Source organism: Nocardia sp. CC227C, from assembly GCF_030767025.1.
GTDB lineage: Bacteria > Actinomycetota > Actinomycetes > Mycobacteriales > Mycobacteriaceae > Nocardia.
In genome coordinates this window covers 348,981-365,572 of record NZ_JASITE010000003.1, presented here as the reverse complement: position 1 = coordinate 365,572, position 16,592 = coordinate 348,981, and the positions used below count along the sequence as shown (strand labels likewise).

Here is a 16,592-nt window from a genome sequence, read left to right as displayed (position 1 = left end):
TTCGCGGCGCTGGAGGTCCCGGTTCTTCCCTTCTCCGCTCCTCCGCTTCGCTCCCCCGCTCCGTCAGTCCAGAACCGGGACGCGCCGCGAATCGGGAGCGTTCGGCTGGGGGCCGGGAGTGGAGTACTGCGGGGGTGGGAACTGGGGGTGAAGTACCGAGGGTTGTCGATCTTTGAGTACTGCGGGGTGGAGCGCCGCGTGGTTGGTGTGCATCGCGAGGTCGTGCACCGCGGGTTGGAGCACGGGGGTTGCTGCACCGTGGGGTTGGAGCATTGCGGCGGGTGGGGTGGTTCCGCGTCAGGCGCGGGTGGTGTAGTTGGGGGCTTCGACGGTCATGGTGATGTCGTGCGGGTGCGATTCCTTGAGGCCCGCCGCGGTGATCTGCACGAACTGGGCGGCCTGCAGGTCCGGGATGGACTGCGAGCCGGTGTAGCCCATGGCGGCGCGCAGGCCGCCCACCAACTGGTGGATCACGGTGTCGAGCGGGCCGCGGAACGGCACCCGGCCCTCTATGCCCTCGGGCACCAACTTCTTCTCCGACAGCACATCGTCCTGGAAGTAGCGGTCCTTGGAGTACGACTTGGCCTCGCCACGGCCCTGCATGGCGCCCAGCGAACCCATTCCGCGGTAGCTCTTGAACTGCTTGCCGCCCACCAGGATCAGATCGCCCGGCGACTCGGCCGTACCGGCCAGCAGCGAGCCCAGCATCACGGTCGACGCACCGGCCGCGATGGCCTTGGCGATATCACCGGAGTACTGCACGCCGCCATCGGCGATCACCGGCACACCGTGCGGCTTGCACGCGGCGTTCGCCTCGAGAATGGCGGTGATCTGCGGCGCGCCGACCCCTGCGACCACGCGGGTGGTGCAGATGGAGCCGGGGCCGACGCCCACCTTCACCGCGTCCACACCGGCCTCGACCAGCGCCTTGGCGCCGGCGCGGGTGGCGATATTGCCGCCGATGATCTGCACCCGGTCGCCGACCTCGGCCTTGACCTTCTGCACCATCTGCAGCACGCCCGACTGGTGGCCGTGCGCGGTGTCCACTACCAGCACGTCCACACCCACGTCGGCCAGCGTCATGGCGCGCGACCAGGCGTCCTCGCCGACGCCGACGGCCGCGCCGACGAGCAGTCGACCGTCGCGGTCCTTGGTGGCGTTGGGGTACTGCTCGGTCTTGACGAAGTCCTTGACGGTGATGAGTCCGCGCAGCTTGCCGTTGCCGTCCACGATCGGCAGCTTCTCCACCTTGTGGCGGCGCAGCAGGCCCAGCGCGGCCTCCGCGGTCACGCCCTCCTTCGCGGTGATCAGCGGGGCCTTGGTCATCACCTCGGCGACCTCGCGGTTCTGGTCGACCTCGAAGCGCATGTCCCGATTGGTGATAATGCCCACCAGGATTCCGGCGTCGTCGACCACCGGCAAACCGGAGATGCGGAACCGCGCGCACATGGCGTCCACGTCGGCGAGGGTGTCGGAGGGTCGGCAGGTGACCGGATCGGTCACCATGCCCGCCTCGGACCGCTTCACGGTCTCGGCCTGGGCGGCCTGCGCCTCGACGGAGAGATTGCGGTGCAGCACGCCCATGCCGCCCGCCCGCGCCATGGCGATGGCCATGCGCGCCTCGGTGACGGTGTCCATGGCCGAACTCACCAGCGGCGTACGCAGCGAGATCTCCCGGGTCAACCGGCTGGAGGTATCGACGGAACTCGGGATGAGGTCGGACGCGGCAGGCAGCAGCAGCACATCGTCGAACGTCAGCCCGAGCATGGCGATCTTGTTCGGATCGTCGCCGCCTGTCACGGGACTGCTCATCGGATCGACCCCTCCTGGACCTCGGCATGCCCACCGGAGCAGGACCCGGCGGACGAATGGATTGGTTTCGATACCGAAGATCGCTACCCGGCATCTGCCCGTCCATGGTATCGGTCGTGCAAAGTCGCGCTCGATGTGCCCTCCGCTGCGCCGCGGGCGGCGGAGCGGGGTGTGTCGATAGCGCCGGATTTGCGCGATGGAACCAGTTATGTAAGGGCAAATGGGTGTCAGCGCTGGCGCGGAAGGGCCATCTCTGCGTACCGTGGACCTGTGCGTGACCATCTACCACCTGGCCTGCCGCCGGATCCATTCGCCGGAGATCCCTCCGACCCGTCGGCCGCGCTCGATGCCATCGAGCCGGGGGAGCCGTTGGATCCTCACGAGCGCCTAGCGGTCGAGGAAGATCTCGCCGATCTCGCGGTGTACGAGGCGCTGCTGGCGCACCGCGGCATCCGCGGACTCGTGGTGAGCTGCGAGGATTGTCGGCAGGATCACTACCACGATTGGGATATGTTGCGCGCCAACCTGCTCCAGCTACTGGTGGACGGTACGGTGCGCCCGCACGAACCCGCGTACGACCCGACCCCGGAAGCCTACGTCACGTGGGACTACTGCCGCGGTTACGCCGATGCCTCGATGAACGAGGCGCTGCACGGCGACGGGTTCGACGGGTTCGACGTCTGAATCGACGGTCGCCCCGGGTGACCCTCCCGATCGAAGCGGGCATTCCGGCCGTGCACCGGACCGACTGATACAGGTGTAGGCCCGCGCCTCCCACTCGGGAACGGCGCGGGTCCGCATCGTGTCGCCACGAGCAGCGCGGCGTGGATACGAAAAGCCGACCGCCGGTCGGCGATCGGGTGGTGCGTAATCGATCCGCCGGACGGACAGCCCGGCGTCGGAATCGGCGGATCCCCACCGCGAGCGGCTCGGATCCCCTATCGGATTGTCAGCGGCGACCGCTCAGCGAGTGCCGCCCGGAGGGGTGGGCAGCTGGGTCGGCGGGACGAACCCGCCGCCCGTCGGCACCACCTCCGTGCCCGGCACCGACGGCAGATCCGAGATGCCGCCACCGGTGGGCGGCAGTGTCGGCTGCTGCGGAAGACCGGTGGGCACCACCACCGTGGTGGTGGGCTGTGCCGTCGGGACCGTCGTCGGAGGCACGTTCGGGTCCGTCGTCGGGTCCGTCGGCTCCGTCGGGTCCGTGCTCGGCACCGACGGATCCGTGGTCGGCTCGTCCGGAGTCGTCGCGGAATCGCTCGGCTCCGTCGTGCCGTCGGTATCCGGCTGGGTGGACAGGATCCGGGGATCCACGGACGGTTCGGTGGTCACCGAGGTGTCCGGCGCCGTGGTGACACCGCCACCCGGCTTCGTCGTCGGCTCCGATCCGCCCGGTTCGGCCGCCTTGGTGGTGCTGGGTAGCAGCGACTCCGCGATTTCCGGGGCCCGCTGCTGCAACTGCACCACCAGCCGCTCCCACTGCTGCCGCAGATCGTTCTGCTTGCCGGTGTCGTCGACCTGGCCGACATTGCCGTTGGCACGCTCGAGCAGCACCTTGGCCGCCTCGGGCTTGCCCTCGTCGATCAACTGCTGCGCCTGCGCCATATCGTTGCCGGCCCGGTTCACCACGGTGGTCTGGGCCTGCTCGGAGAACACGACCTCCTTGAAAGGCCACAGCGCGTCGCCCGGCTCGGCGCCGTAGGAGAACGCCGTCAGACCGCCCATGATCAGGGCGACGGCGGCCGCCGCACCGGCGATGGGACGAACCAGCCGTAGTCGCCTGCTGCCCGAGGCCCCGATCCGCGCCTCCCGGACGCCGACCTCCTTGTTCACCGCGGCGACGATGGCATCCAGGTCCGGTCCGGCCGGCATCGGCTCGTTGACGATCTCGGCCCGCCAGTTGGCCAGCAGCGACGCGAGCTGATACTCGTCCGTGCTGCTGGTCTGGACCGCGCCGTCACCGGCAATGGCCTCGATCAGCTCGTCATCACGGCGTACCGCCGCGATGTCCACCGGCCCGGTGTCACCGGACGCCTCGGCGTAGGGACCGCTGTTCTGCGATCCAGATCGCGCCTTCCAGTCGCCCCGACCGCGCTCGCCATCCCTAGCCATACATTTCACCTGCCCTCGCCACTTGCGACTTGAGTTTCGCGAGCGCCCGATGCTGGGCGACCCGTATAGCGCCCGCCGTACTGCCCACGGCGGTTGCGGTTTCTTCAGCTGACAAACCCATGACCAAGCGCAGGATCAGAATCTCTCGATGCTTCTCCGGAAGCGTCGCCAGCAGCTTGTTCATCTGGCGACTCGTTTCGGAATCGAGAGCTCGCTGCTCCGGCCCCTGGTCGGTGGATATGACATCCGGTACTTCGGCCATGGCGTCCGCCTTGTTACGGGCGGCGTTGCGATGGGCGTCGGCGACTTTGTGGGAGGCGATGCCATACACGAACGCCATGAACGGTCTGCCCTGATCCTGATACCTAGGCAGGGCGGTCATGACGGCCAGACATACCTCCTGAGCCACATCGTCCGCGGAAAGCTGACCGCGTTCGGCGGCTCCGATTCGCGCACGGCAGTACTTGACCACCAGTGGGCGGATGCTCTCCAGTACCTGGGAGAGGGCAGACCGGTCGCCCTGCGCTGCGGCAGCGACGACGGCGGGGTCCAACTCCTCACCCGTGTTCTTCATCGTCAGAGCTGTTCCTGGCGTTACGAAGTGGCACGTCAGCCTTGGGCGCGTGCTTCCGCGAGGGGGCGGAACGGTCCAACAATAGCGGGCGGCGCGAGATCGGGGTCACTCGCGTGCGAGGTTCGGATGTCAGGCGGCCGTTCGCAATCGCCCGCCCCGTGCGGCCAGCAACACCGCGCACGCCGCCGCCTCATCCGCCCCACGACCGGCCGAATCCAGGCCCGACAGCAGCATTGCGCAGGCCCATCGCAGCGGCAGCAACCCGAAGATCCGACTCCGCTCAGCGACATTTCCGGCCATCTCCCGAGCGCGATCGACATCACCCCCGGCGGCCGTCGCCGCGGCCACGAGCAGACCCGACTTCACCCGGTGCCGAACCGACGGCGACCGCTCCGCCAGCGCCAGGGCCGCCTCGGCGTGCGCCAGGGCGGGATCGACTGCCGCCGGAATGTCGGCAACCGGTCCGGGAACGGCGACGAGGCCCGCGCCGGGGGCGCAGAGGGCGGTTTCGGCGCTGACCCAGTGCAGGCGGATACGGGGCCGCCAGGCGGGTTGGTAGTCGGCGGGCAGGGCGTCGAGGTGGCGGCGGCTACGTCGCAGCAGCCGGGCGGCGAGCTCCGGGCGGCCGGTGCCGAGGGCGTCCGCGGCCAAACCGGTCAACGCGTCGCAAACCGCCTCGTGGCGGGCCGCGTCCGCCAGCGCGCGGTCGCCGCCACCCTCCAGGTGGCCCGGACCGTGATCGTCCGGGCCGCGGTCGGCCGGGTCCGCATCGGGCAGGACGAGGCCGGCGGCGCGGCCGTCCAGCGTGGCGGCCAGGGCGTGCCAGCCGAGTTGGCGCAGAAACGAGGCTTCGGTGCTGAGGGTGAGGGAGCGCAGGATCGGATCCCGGCTGCGCCGCCGGGTGCGGGCCAGTTCGGTGCGGGCCGCCGCGTAGTGCCCGACGCCGGCGAGCGCCACCGCGCGCAGCCAGGATTCGGTCGCGTCGGCCGGGGTCGGCAACCCGGTGGCAGCGCGGCCGGGAGTACCGCCGAAAGCCGATTCGGCGAGTACGGAGTTCACTTCGAGCACAGGCACGGCCGCACTCTATCGGTGCGGCCGAGCGCGGCCGCCGATGCCCGACATAGCACAATCCGACAGCTAACTCTCAGCATTCGAAGTACCCGCTCTGTTTCCGTTGGGTAAATCTGTGCTCGCAATCCCCCAGCACGTTCGTATGGAATTCGTATGCGTATCGCATTATTTACCTGACAGCCGCGAAGCGGCCATCTCACCCCCACCGATAAAGCGGCCCGCAATGGTTGAGATCACCCATAGCCACATGTGCACATGACACCGCAACGTTGCTCACCGTGCCGGAAAATATGCCGTGAGCTGCAGTTTCACCGCCATCAACGCCGCCCCCGCGCTCCTCGGTCACTTGGGCAACCGATCAGTATCGCCGTAGGACCGCGCTTTGTAAATAGCAGGCACGTTAATTCTCGAATGTGCTGGTATTCCCAATACAGCGAGTGAGGCTATTGACGCCATTTCATTGTTCGTCCTAACGTACGACATCGCCGCCATCGGCGCCGCGCGAAGAATTGTGATGCGGCCCTATGCCACACCAGCACCCGCTCGACAATGCCGACGAGCTCGCACCTGAGGAGTTCACATGCCTATGCCGACCCACCTCCCTGGTCCGAACGCGGACGTCTGGGACTGGCAGATGCGGGGATCCTGCCGCGGGCAGGATTCGTCGGTGTTCTTCCATCCCGACGGCGAGCGCGGCCGCGCTCGCGCCCAGCGCGAGATGCGGGCGAAGGAGATCTGCCGCGCCTGCCCGGTCCTCATGCAGTGCCGCTCGCACGCCCTGAAGGTCAGCGAGCCCTACGGCATCTGGGGCGGAATGTCGGAAACGGAACGAGAGATGCACGCGCGCCGGAATCGGCGACGTGTTGTCGCGTGAGGCGGACGCAGCGCTCCGTGACGGCTGTGCACACCGTGTGACTTCGGATTCTTTCCCATCCGCGCGCCGCGGTGCCTCGAATTCCTAGCAAACAACCGGCCACTGCTCAGCGCGGACGGGTTGGGCTCAACGCTCACGGCGTGTCATCGAAAGTTGAAGTGCGAGTTGGGCGAATTGTCCGAAAAACGCTGGGCGACAGCCATTTTGCCTCCACCCCCGCCGAGAGGAGGTCATAGCGGCACGCTACGGTAGTGGCCGATGACACAGAACGGAGCGTTGTGACAACGCGGCCGCCGGCCGCAGAGGGCGACTCCTTCCAGAGCGCCGTCCCACCCAGCGTGGACTCTGCGGTGACGGCTCGCGCAGCCGAAAGCCTCGAACTCGCCGCACTTCTCGAACGCTGCGGGCAGTCGGATCAGCAGGCGTTCGCCGAGCTGTACGACCGCACCAGCGCGCGGGTATTCGGGCTCGTCCTACGGGTGCTGCACGATCCCGGCTACGCCGAGGAGACCACACAGGAGGTCTACCTCCAGATCTGGCGCACGGCGGCGAATTTCGATCCGGCGAAGGGTTCGGCCGTTACCTGGCTGATGACCCTCGCCCATCGTCGCGCGGTCGATCGCGTCCGCGCCGAACAGGCCCATGCCCAGCGCGAGGTCGCCTACGGAACCAGCACCCTCGGTAACGAATTCGATGAAGTCACCGAAGAAGTAGGCCGAAGGCTCGAACAGCAGGCGGTGCTGCGGGGCCTTGCCACACTGACGGAGACCCAGCGGGAGGCGATCTCCCTCGCATACTTCGGTGGACGGACATATGCCGAGGTGGCGGCCTATCTGGGCGTAGGGTTACCTACCGTTAAGTCCCGTATTCGGGATGGACTGACGAGACTCAAGAAAAGTTTGGGAGTGACGTGAGATGAACGAAAGCCAGATCGATCTCGCGCACACTGTCGCGCTCGGATCGATCGGCGACGAAGATCAGCGCGCAGTGCAGCGGCTATTGGATGCCGGCGACCCGGCGCTGCGCGCGGACTTCACCCTCGAAGTGCAGCAGACACGCGAAGCCCTGGCGCTGTTCGCAGCCGCCTCGGCCACCGCACCACCCGCCGCTCTCCGTGACCGCGTCCTGCACGCGATCGCCGCCGACCAGGCCCCCGCGACAGTCATCTCCCTGACCCGCGCCGCAGACCGCAACGGCAAAGGACACAACCACGCCGTCAACGACTGATCCGGCTGCCCGCGAAACAGGTCGCCCGCCCAGTTCGCTCTCCGTGCTCCGGCCGCGCTGCTGCCCGCACGGCCGATGACAACCCCGCACGGCCGATGACGACGAGGCCCCCGAGACGGATTCCGTCTCGGGGGCCTCGATCCGTCAGCGCGTGCTCAGCGCACGCGGGTCACGCTCAGTGCGCGTGACCGTGGTGGCCGGTCTCGGCCTCTTCCTCGACCGGCTTCTCGACCACGGCGCTCTCGGTGGTGAGCACCATGCGCGCCACGGAGGTGGCGTTCTCGACGGCGGAACGGGTCACCTTGACCGGGTCCACAACGCCCTCGGAAACCAGATCGCCGTAGGACAGGGTGGCGGCGTTGAAGCCCTCCTTGCCCTCGGAGACCTTGGCGACCACGACCGCGCCGTCCACGCCCGCGTTGCTGGCGATCCAGTACAGCGGGGACAGCAGCGCCTGGCGCACGACCTCGACGCCGACCGCCTCGTCACCGGAGAGCGAGTCCTTCAGCTCGACCAGCTTGGTGGACGCCTGCACCAGCGCCGAACCGCCGCCGGCGACGATGCCCTCGGCGACCGCGGCCTTGGCGGAGGAGACCGCGTCCTCGACGCGGTACTTGCGCTCCTTGAGCTCGGTCTCGGTGGCCGCGCCGACCCGGATCACCGCGACGCCGCCAGCCAGTTTGGCCAGCCGCTCCTCGAGCTTCTCGCGGTCCCAGTCGGAGTCGGTGTGCTCGATCTCCTTGCGCAGCTGGGCGACCCGCGCGTCCACGGCGTCCTGGGCGCCCGCGCCCTCGACGATGGTGGTCTCGTCCTTGGTGACGACCACGCGCCGGGCCTTGCCCAGCACCTCGAGTCCGGCCTCACGCAGGTTGATGCCCAGTTCGGGGTTGACCACGGTGCCGCCGGTGACGATGGCCAGGTCGTCCAGGAACGCCTTGCGGCGGTCGCCGAAGAACGGGGCCTTGACCGCGACGGCCTTGAGGGTCTTGCGGATCGCGTTGACCACCAGGGTGGACAGCGCCTCGCCCTCCACGTCCTCGGCGATGATCACGACCGGCTTGCCGGATTCGGCGATCTTCTCCAGCAGCGGCAGCAGATCCGGCAGCGAGCTGATCTTCTCGCGGTTCAGCAGGATCCAGGCGTCTTCGAAGACGGTCTCCTGGGTCTCCGGATCGGTGGCGAAGTACGGCGACAGGTATCCCTTGTCGAACTGCACGCCCTCGGTGATGACGACCTCGGTCTGCAGCGAGGAGGACTCCTCGATGGTGACCACGCCGTCCTTGCCGACGGTGGTGAGCGCCTTGCCGACCAGCTCGCCGATCTCCTCGTCACGCGAGGACACGGTGGCGACCTGCGCGATGGACTTCTCGTCGGTCACCGGGGTGGCGGCGGCCAGCAGCGCCTCGGAGACGACCGTCGCGGCCTTCTCCATGCCCTTGCCGAGCACCATCGGGTTCGCACCCGCGGCGATGTTCTTCAGGCCGCCCTTGATGAGGGCCTGGGCCAGCACGGTGGCGGTGGTGGTGCCGTCGCCGGCGACATCGTTGGTCTTGGTGGCGACGCTCTTGACCAGCTGCGCGCCCAGGTTCTCGAACGGGTCCTCGAGATCGATGTCGCGGGCGATGGTCACGCCGTCGTTGGTGACGGTCGGGCCGCCGAACGCCTTGGCCAGCACCACGTGCCGGCCGCGCGGGCCCAGGGTGACCTTGACGGCGTCGGCGAGCTTGTCGACGCCGCGTTCCATAGCCCGACGAGCCTTCTCGTCGAACTCGATCTGCTTTGCCATGTGGTTCCTACTCCTGTGGGTCGGAGGTATTCGGGGGCGTCGCCCCCGCGCCCCCGAAGGGAAGTCGGGTGGGTCGTGAGAAACGCACTCCGCCCCGGGTCGGTGGCTGGGGACCAGCCGCGACACCGGGGCGGCAACGCTCGGGGTGCAGGGCGAGCCCCTGCGGGCCCCGGAGAGTTGGGCGTTACTTGGTGACGACGGCCAGCAGATCGCGCGCCGACAGGATCAGGTACTCCTCGCCGTTGTACTTGATCTCGGTGCCGCCGTACTTGCTGTAGATGACGACGTCGCCTTCCTTGACGTCCAGCGGAATCCGCTTCTCACCCTCGTCGTCCCACCGGCCCGGGCCGACGGCGATGACGGTGCCCTCCTGGGGCTTCTCCTTCGCCGTGTCGGGGATGACCAGGCCGGAGGCGGTCGTCGTCTCGGCCTCGTTGGCCTGGACGAGGATCTTGTCCTCGAGCGGCTTGATGTTCACGCTCGCCACGTTGAGCCCTCCACTTTCAGGGGATTCTTCTTCGCCCGGGGCGGTTCCCCGGACTCACGGTTTCGGTCACGTTGCTGACCGCCGAGCACGGCGCCGTCGTCGCGGGTGCCGGAGCCCCTGCTCAGTAGTCAATGCCGACACTCGAAGCACAAGCGCGAGTGCCACCTAGCACTCTATACACGCGAGTGCCAGCGCTCAAGGCTGGGCTCTGCTACCGGTCGCCGAACACCGGGAACCCGACTGGACGCCAGCCCAGCGAAAACGCGACACACCGAGCCACGGGCCGAGGAATCTGAGGTCTTTCAAAGAAAAACGAAAATCTGTAACGTTCGGATAACGGATCGTGACATTATTGACGACGGTCGCGAGACAAGGGCACCGCACGGCCTCGAGAGGGGCACGGTACGGCCCCTATCCTGCGTTCCGACGAGAGTTACAGAGTGCTTCACCCCCTGCGCGGCAACGCGCAGAAACCTGAGACGAGAGCAAGACCGCAAGTGATCGACGGCTGGTTCCGATGCCCCATCGGACACGGACCCGCCGGATCCGTAGCTCGGGGTCGCTCGCCATCCACGCGACGGCTCCGCAGTCCGTTCGAGATGGTCGGCGACACCAGGACCATCCGCTCGAAGGGAGGTGAACATGCGAACATCCCTCGGCATCTCGGCCGGGAGTGAAGTGGTGTGCTCTGCGACGGTCGCCACCGCTCCCAACGGCGTGCTGCACTTCGACTACCGCGTCGTCACCGCGGATACGGCCCACTCCGATCTCGGCGATCTCGTAGCGTCCTCGATCGAGTTGATGACCACGCATCAGCTGTCCCGCGACATCGTCCATCCCGTCGGCACGCACTCCTCGGCACTCTCGGCCACCCGGCACGGCGACCACACCCCGCCCGGCGACATCGCGGTGGCCTACCGCGACCGAGAGCAGGCGCAGACCATTCGCTCGGCCATCGGGCGGCAGCGCCGCGACGTTCGGCTCATCCCGGAATCCGGTGCGGCGCTCGCCTATCTGCGGCACACCGGCATGCTGGAGCGCTACGAGACGATCGCCATCATCGATCTCGGCGCGGCCGGGGCGACGGTCACGGTGGCCGATCAGGCCGACGACACCGTGCTCCGCTCCGAGCGCACCACCGCCATCAGCGGCAACGCCATCGACGAGCTGATCCTCCAGCATCTGCTGGACTGCCATCTGGCGAGGCGCGGCACCCGCCCCAATCGCGGCATGCTGCTCAACCGCAGCCGGGCCGCCAAGGAGCATCTGGCCATCGCGCAGGCCGTGACCATCGACCATGTGGCCGGGCAGCCGCTCAAGCTCACCCGCAAGGATTTCGACGAACTCATCGCCGATCTGCTGCGGGAGCTCGCGGTGTTCGCGCGCGGCGTCTTCGCGCGGGCCCCGAAGTTCCCGCAGTGCGTGGCGGTGATCGGCGGCGGCGCGAATGTCCCGGCCGTGGTGCGGGAGCTCGAAGGCCAGCTCGACGTGCCGGTGTGCACCGTGCCGGAGCCGGAGGCGGCCATCGCGAAAGGCGCCGCGCTGGTGGCGGATTCGGCGCAGCCGACGGCGCTCACCGTGATCGGCCGCGGCACCGACGCGTCGGTCGGCACCTTCACCAAACTGGCGGGCACGCTGGCCGGGGCGATCGTGGTGGTCGGCCTGGTCGTCGGCTACGGCGTCAAGGAACTCGTCCCCGAGGACCGCGACTACTCCCCCGTCGGCACCACCAGCGGCGAACAGCTGGACCCCACCACGCCGACGACCACCGCACCGGGCACCGCCCCCATGACCCAGAACCGCGACGACACCCGGCCCACCACGGGCACACCGGCGACCACACCGGATGCGGACGACGACCCCGCCACCTCCACCGGTCCGCGGCCGACGCCCACCACGCCCGCGCAATCGCCCCCGCCGCTGCGCCCGGATCCCGGTCTACCGCAGATTCCCTTCCCGGCCGAGCTCCCCCGCATTTTCGGCCCGTTCCTCGGCACCCCCGTCAGCCCGACGGACGAACCAGACCCGAACGAGACGACCCCGAACACGACCGGCCCGAGCACCACGAGCCCGGGCACGACGGCCCCCACCACGCCCGCCGCGCCGCGAATCCCGCGATCCAACTCGGGCTCCGCGGGCGCGGGCAGCGTCAACGCCCCGCTCGAAACCGGTCACTGAACGCGGCAGTCGACAGCGGCGATCACCTGGTCGCCGGGTCCCGACGCGACCGCTTCACCGCCCGATCCGAATCTCCACCACCGCGTCCCGCTCGACCGGTGTGTCACCGGGCGCGGTCGGCGACCCCAGCAATCCCGGCAGCGCGAGCGCCCCACCCGCCAGCACGGCGGCCACCACACGTTTGAACCACATCCCGACTCCAGACACCTCGGTACCCACGTAGGTCGCACGGTATCGGTGCCGGAATCACGCTCCCAGACAGCAGATCCCCTGCCCAGATGACTGGGGGCAGGCGGACCGTCAGAGTTGGCTGGTCGCGACCGACAAGCCCGGGTCGGTGGCCACGGTGAGCTCGGAGGGCCGCGCGCCGCCGGCGATCACGTGCGCGCCCAGGGTGGCGATCATGACACCGTTGTCGGTGCACAATCGCGGCTTGGGTACGCGGAGCGTGAGACCGGCGGCGGTGCAACGCTCTTCGGCGAGCGAGCGGATGCGGGAGTTGGCGGTCGCGCCACCGCCGAGCACGATGGTGTCGACGCCGACATCCTGGGCGGCGCGCACGGCCTTCATGGTGAGCACATCGGCCACGGCCTCCTGGAAGGAGGCGGCGATATCGGGTATCGGCAGTTCGCGGTTCTCCCGTTGCGCCGCTTCGACATAGCGCGCGACGGCGGTCTTCAGTCCGGAGAACGAGAAGTCGTAGCGCGGGTCGCGCGGCCCCGTCATGCCGCGCGGAAAGCCGATGGCGTGCGGATCACCTTCCGCCGCAATGCGATCCAGCACCGGACCGCCCGGATAGCCGAGGCCGAGCAGTCGCGCCACCTTGTCGAATGCCTCCCCGGCGGCGTCGTCGACGGTGCTGCCGAGTTCCGCGATGGGCGCGGCCAGGTCGGTCACGTGCAGCAGGTGGGTGTGCCCGCCGGAGACGAGCAGCGCCACGCACGGCGGCATGGGGCCGTGCTCGAGGGTGTCCACGGCGACGTGCCCGCCGAGGTGGTTGAGCGCGTAGAAGGGGATATCCCACGCCGCCGCATAGGCTTTCGCGGCCGCGACCCCGACCAGCAGCGCACCGGCGAGGCCGGGGCCGATGGTCACCGCGAGGGCGTCCGGCCGGTCCACACCGGCGGCCGCCAGCGCCCGGCGCATGGCGGGCACGATGGCCTCGAGATGGGCGCGTGACGCGATCTCCGGCACCACGCCGCCGAAGCGCGCGTGCTGGTCGACACTGGAGGCCACCTCGTCGGCGAGCAGTTCGCAGCTCCCGTCGGGCAGCCAGCGCACGATGCCGACTCCCGTTTCGTCACAGGAGCTTTCGATACCCATCACGATCATGAGAAGACCTCTGTGTCCTGCGGCTGCGGGAAGCCGGTCATGGCGGGGCGACGCATGGTGTACGCGTCCGCGCCACTGGGCTGGTAGTAGTTCTTGCGCAGGCCGATGATGTGGAAACCGTGCTTCTCGTACAGCGCGATGGCGGCGGCGTTGTCGGTGCGCACCTCCAGGAAGACCGGTCCGCCGCGCCGCCCGGCCTCTCCGAGCAGGGCCTCCAGCAGTGCGGTGCCGATGCCGAACCCCTGCTGTCCGGGGTCGACGCCGATGGTGTGCACCTCGGCCTCCGGGTATTCCCGGTTGCCGAGCAGGGCGATGCCCGCGTAGCCGACCATGCGGCCGTCGCCGTCACGGGCGACGATGTAGCGGTTGTGCGGTCCGGCGAGCTCGGAGCGGAAGGCCACCTCGTGCCACGGGTCGTCCTCGGGGAACAGCAGGTGTTCCAGTTCGACGCAGCGGGGGATATCGGAGGGCCGCATCGGTTCGACGCGGATCATCGACCCACCTGCGCGTAGCTGCGTTCCACCGCATCGGGCCGACGCAGGTAGAGCGGGGTGAGCGGTTCCGGTGCCGCTCCGGAGAGCAGGTCGCGGGCGGCGCAGCGCACCAGCCCGGCCGGGGAGGGCGTCTCCACCGGTAGCACCGGCAGATCGAAGTAGTCCACATGCGAGGCCGATCCGGCGATCACGGTGGCGCCGCTGGTGTCCAGGTCGGCGGGTTTGCACACCTCCGGCCCGGTGACGCGGCCGCGCGGATTCTCCGCCGACAGGGCGCGGTAGCGGGCCCAGTACACCTCGCGGCGGCGGGCATCGGTGACGACCAGCAGTTCGACCGGATCCTGCGCCTCGGCGAGATAGCTCTCGGTGTCGGCGGCGATGGCGTCCAGGCTGCACACCCCGTGCACCGGTACGCCGAGCGCGTCCCCGAACGCGGCGGCGGTGGCCATGCCGACCCGCAGCCCGGTGAACGGTCCGGGGCCGACCCCGACCACGACCGCGCCGATATCGCCGCGGGCCCGCCCGGATTCGGCGAGGCAGGCGAGGATCTGCGGGGTCAGCACCTCGTTGTGCGCGCGGGCGTCCACGGTCACCCGAGTGGCGACCGTGGTTGTTCGAGGTGTGCTACCGGCCTCCGCCGGATCCAGTTCCACCAGTCCCGCCGTGACGGCGGGAGTCGCGGTGTCGACAGCCAGTACCAACATGATTGATCCAACTGTACTGTGTTCAATTGCCTCCGCTTCGCTCCGGCGGGTTCGCGGCGCTGAAGGTCCCGATTCTTCCCTCCCTCCGCTCCTCCGCTTCGCTCCCCCGCTCCACTCAGTCCAGAACCGGGACGCGCCGCGAACCAGCGGAGTGGTGGCAGAGCTGCTGCTGCGGGCGCGGGCCGGTGCCTACCCCACCCATTCCCATTCGGCGGTGCGGGTGTCGGATTCGGGTTCGCGGCGCAGCAGCACGCGCAGGTGGCGTTCGGCCAGGTGCTCGACCACACCGAGACCCCATTCCACCACGACGACGGCGTCATCGAGTTCGGTGTCGAGGTCGAGGGCATCGAGTTCGTCGAGGTCGCCGCCGAGGCGGTAGGCGTCCACGTGCACCAGGCCGACCGCACCCGGTGCGGCGCCGGCGCGATGCTGGCGGGCGATGATGAACGTGGGGGAACTCACGCGGCCCTGCACACCGAGCCCGGCGGCGATGCCGCGGGTGAGGGCGGTTTTACCCGCGCCCAGCGGACCGTCGAGCACCACGAGGTCTCCGGCGTGCAGCTGTGCGGCGAGTTCGCGCCCCAGCGCCTCGGTGTCCTTTACCGTGGGTAGGGTGCGGTGTCCACGGGCGTCATGCATGCGCGGTTCCTCCGATGTAGCGGCGGGCGACGCGGCCGCGCGGTGAGCACACCACCTCGTAGTGGATGGTGCCGAGCGCGTCCGCCCATTCCTGGGCGTGCGGTTCGCCGGGGCCGCCGCCGAAGAGCACCGCGATATCGCCTTCGCGGACGCCTTCGGCATTGTCACCGAGGTCGACCACGAACTGGTCCATGCAGATGCGGCCGATATTGGGTCGGCGGCGGCCGCCGAGCAGGACGTCGAACCGCCCGCCGAGCGGTCGCCAGATGCCGTCGGCGTAGCCGGCGGGGATGAGCGCGACGGTGGTGTCGCGGTCGGCGATCCATTCGTGCCCGTACGAAACGCCTTCTCCGGCAGCGACCTTCTTCACCAGGATGACGCGGGCGCGCAACGTCATGGCGGGGCGCAGCCCGAAGTCGCCGAGTTCGGGAATCGGGGACAGTCCGTAGACGGCGATGCCGGGACGCACCATGTCGAAGGCGAGGTCGGGCCGGGTGAGGGTGGCGGCGGCATTGGCGATGTGCACCAGTTCCGGTTGCAGCCCTTGCTCTTTCGCGGCCGCGATGTATTCCAGGAAGCGTTCGCGCTGGCTGTCGTTGGCCGGGTGGTCGGGTTGATCGGCGAGGGCCAGATGGGAGAATATCGCTCGGAAGCGCACGACCTCCGCGTCCACCAGTTCCCGCAGCCGCCGCAGTACCTCGGGGTACTCCGACACCGAGACGCCATTGCGGTTGAGCCCCGTATCCACCTTCAGGGTGACCGTCGCGGTCTTCCCGACCCGCCGCGCGGCGTCGGCGACGGCCTCCAGATGCCGCACCGACGACACCCCGATCTCGATATCGGCGGCCACCGCGGGCGCGAAATCGGTATCGGAGGTATTGAGCCAGCACAGGATCGGCGCGGTGATCCCCGCCTCCCGCAGCGTCACCGCCTCGGCGACCGTGGTCACCCCGAGCTCCCGCGCCCCCGCGGCCAGCGCGGTGCGCGCCACCTCGACCGCGCCGTGGTTGTATCCGTCGGCCTTGACCACCGCCATGACGGCGGCGTCCCCGGCACGCTCGGCCAGGATGCGCACATTGTGTGCGATGGCATCCAGATCGATGACGGTCTCCACCTGCGGTTCGGGCGTACTCACGGCCTCGATCCTGCCATCCCGCCCGCTGCGTTTCCGCTCACACCCGCCGCTCGTCAGTCCGTCGGCACGCTGCTCGCACCGGGAGACTCGGGCGGTACCGCCCGAGTCTCGCGGCACGCGGGCACCAACCCGAAGCCGCGCCGATCTCCCAAACCTGAAGTCGCCGG

General features: G+C 69.0%; 17 protein-coding genes. 5 read left to right on the top strand and 12 right to left on the bottom strand.

Annotation, left to right across the window (positions count from 1 at the left end):
• Positions 1 to 297: 297 nt before the first annotated feature.
• Positions 298 to 1,812, bottom strand: coding sequence for an IMP dehydrogenase (gene guaB / locus QMO76_RS07505; RefSeq protein ID WP_306360447.1), 1,515 nt, complete (start codon positions 1,810 to 1,812; stop codon positions 298 to 300).
• A 270-nt stretch (positions 1,813 to 2,082) separates the two neighbouring features.
• Between guaB and QMO76_RS07500 the strand changes: the two genes are divergently transcribed.
• The gene (locus tag QMO76_RS07500; RefSeq protein WP_029923780.1) at positions 2,083 to 2,496 is read left to right on the top strand and encodes a DUF5319 domain-containing protein; all 414 of its coding nucleotides are present in this window, start codon (positions 2,083 to 2,085) and stop codon (positions 2,494 to 2,496) included.
• Between the two features lie 279 nt (positions 2,497 to 2,775).
• Here the strand turns inward: QMO76_RS07500 and QMO76_RS07495 are convergent, their stop codons facing one another.
• The 3 genes from QMO76_RS07495 to QMO76_RS07485 all read right to left on the bottom strand — a co-directional run bounded on the left by QMO76_RS07495 (position 2,776) and on the right by QMO76_RS07485 (position 5,572).
• Positions 2,776 to 3,924, bottom strand: coding sequence for an anti-sigma-D factor RsdA (locus QMO76_RS07495; RefSeq protein WP_306360446.1), 1,149 nt, complete (start codon positions 3,922 to 3,924; stop codon positions 2,776 to 2,778).
• The gene (locus QMO76_RS07490; RefSeq protein WP_143982713.1) at positions 3,917 to 4,498 is read right to left on the bottom strand and encodes a sigma-70 family RNA polymerase sigma factor; all 582 of its coding nucleotides are present in this window, start codon (positions 4,496 to 4,498) and stop codon (positions 3,917 to 3,919) included. The genes QMO76_RS07495 and QMO76_RS07490 overlap by 8 nt, the downstream gene beginning before the upstream one ends.
• Before the next feature lie 129 nt (positions 4,499 to 4,627).
• A complete protein-coding gene (locus QMO76_RS07485) occupies positions 4,628 to 5,572 on the bottom strand; it encodes a hypothetical protein (protein ID WP_306360445.1) in 945 nt (314 codons plus the stop codon).
• Between the two features lie 577 nt (positions 5,573 to 6,149).
• On the opposite strand from QMO76_RS07485, the gene QMO76_RS07480 reads away from it, so the two are divergent.
• The 3 genes from QMO76_RS07480 (at position 6,150) to QMO76_RS07470 (ending at position 7,670) form a co-directional block, all read left to right on the top strand.
• Positions 6,150 to 6,443, top strand: coding sequence for a WhiB family transcriptional regulator (locus QMO76_RS07480; protein WP_029923776.1), 294 nt, complete (start codon positions 6,150 to 6,152; stop codon positions 6,441 to 6,443).
• A 338-nt stretch (positions 6,444 to 6,781) separates the two neighbouring features.
• Positions 6,782 to 7,357 (top strand): sigma-70 family RNA polymerase sigma factor, encoded by a 576-nt coding sequence (locus QMO76_RS07475; protein ID WP_306360641.1) that lies wholly within the window; start codon positions 6,782 to 6,784, stop codon positions 7,355 to 7,357.
• Position 7,358: 1 nt separating this feature from the next.
• Positions 7,359 to 7,670, top strand: a complete 312-nt coding sequence (locus QMO76_RS07470) for a hypothetical protein (protein WP_306360444.1) — start codon at positions 7,359 to 7,361, stop codon at positions 7,668 to 7,670.
• A gap of 175 nt (positions 7,671 to 7,845) precedes the next feature.
• On the opposite strand, the gene groL is transcribed toward QMO76_RS07470, so the two are convergent.
• A complete protein-coding gene (groL, locus tag QMO76_RS07465) occupies positions 7,846 to 9,456 on the bottom strand; it encodes a chaperonin GroEL (protein WP_306360443.1) in 1,611 nt (536 codons plus the stop codon).
• 184 nt (positions 9,457 to 9,640) lie between these two features.
• Positions 9,641 to 9,943, bottom strand: coding sequence for a co-chaperone GroES (gene groES, locus QMO76_RS07460; protein ID WP_029923772.1), 303 nt, complete (start codon positions 9,941 to 9,943; stop codon positions 9,641 to 9,643).
• Between the two features lie 642 nt (positions 9,944 to 10,585).
• Here groES and QMO76_RS07455 point away from each other — a divergent pair.
• On the top strand, positions 10,586 to 12,121 hold the full coding sequence (locus QMO76_RS07455) for an Hsp70 family protein (protein WP_306360442.1): 1,536 nt from the start codon (positions 10,586 to 10,588) through the stop codon (positions 12,119 to 12,121).
• A gap of 54 nt (positions 12,122 to 12,175) precedes the next feature.
• Here QMO76_RS07455 and QMO76_RS07450 read toward each other — a convergent pair whose 3' ends face one another.
• From QMO76_RS07450 to alr, 6 genes are all read right to left on the bottom strand, one after another.
• The gene (locus QMO76_RS07450; protein WP_306360441.1) at positions 12,176 to 12,313 is read right to left on the bottom strand and encodes a hypothetical protein; all 138 of its coding nucleotides are present in this window, start codon (positions 12,311 to 12,313) and stop codon (positions 12,176 to 12,178) included.
• Between the two features lie 108 nt (positions 12,314 to 12,421).
• Complete coding sequence (gene tsaD / locus QMO76_RS07445; protein ID WP_306360440.1) at positions 12,422 to 13,453, bottom strand: tRNA (adenosine(37)-N6)-threonylcarbamoyltransferase complex transferase subunit TsaD; 1,032 nt, start codon at positions 13,451 to 13,453, stop codon at positions 12,422 to 12,424.
• Positions 13,450 to 13,947, bottom strand: coding sequence for a ribosomal protein S18-alanine N-acetyltransferase (gene rimI, locus QMO76_RS07440; RefSeq protein WP_306360439.1), 498 nt, complete (start codon positions 13,945 to 13,947; stop codon positions 13,450 to 13,452). Before rimI ends, tsaD begins: the two co-directional genes overlap by 4 nt.
• On the bottom strand, positions 13,944 to 14,651 hold the full coding sequence (gene tsaB / locus QMO76_RS07435; RefSeq protein ID WP_306360438.1) for a tRNA (adenosine(37)-N6)-threonylcarbamoyltransferase complex dimerization subunit type 1 TsaB: 708 nt from the start codon (positions 14,649 to 14,651) through the stop codon (positions 13,944 to 13,946). Before tsaB ends, rimI begins: the two co-directional genes overlap by 4 nt.
• A 189-nt stretch (positions 14,652 to 14,840) precedes the next feature.
• Entirely contained in the window at positions 14,841 to 15,290 is a 450-nt protein-coding gene (gene tsaE, locus QMO76_RS07430) for a tRNA (adenosine(37)-N6)-threonylcarbamoyltransferase complex ATPase subunit type 1 TsaE (RefSeq protein WP_306360437.1), read from the bottom strand.
• Positions 15,283 to 16,434 carry an alanine racemase gene (gene alr / locus QMO76_RS07425; protein ID WP_306360640.1) on the bottom strand — a complete coding sequence of 384 codons (1,152 nt, stop codon included), beginning with the start codon at positions 16,432 to 16,434 and terminating at the stop codon, positions 15,283 to 15,285. The genes tsaE and alr overlap by 8 nt, the downstream gene beginning before the upstream one ends.
• Between the last annotated feature and the right edge of the window lie 158 nt (positions 16,435 to 16,592).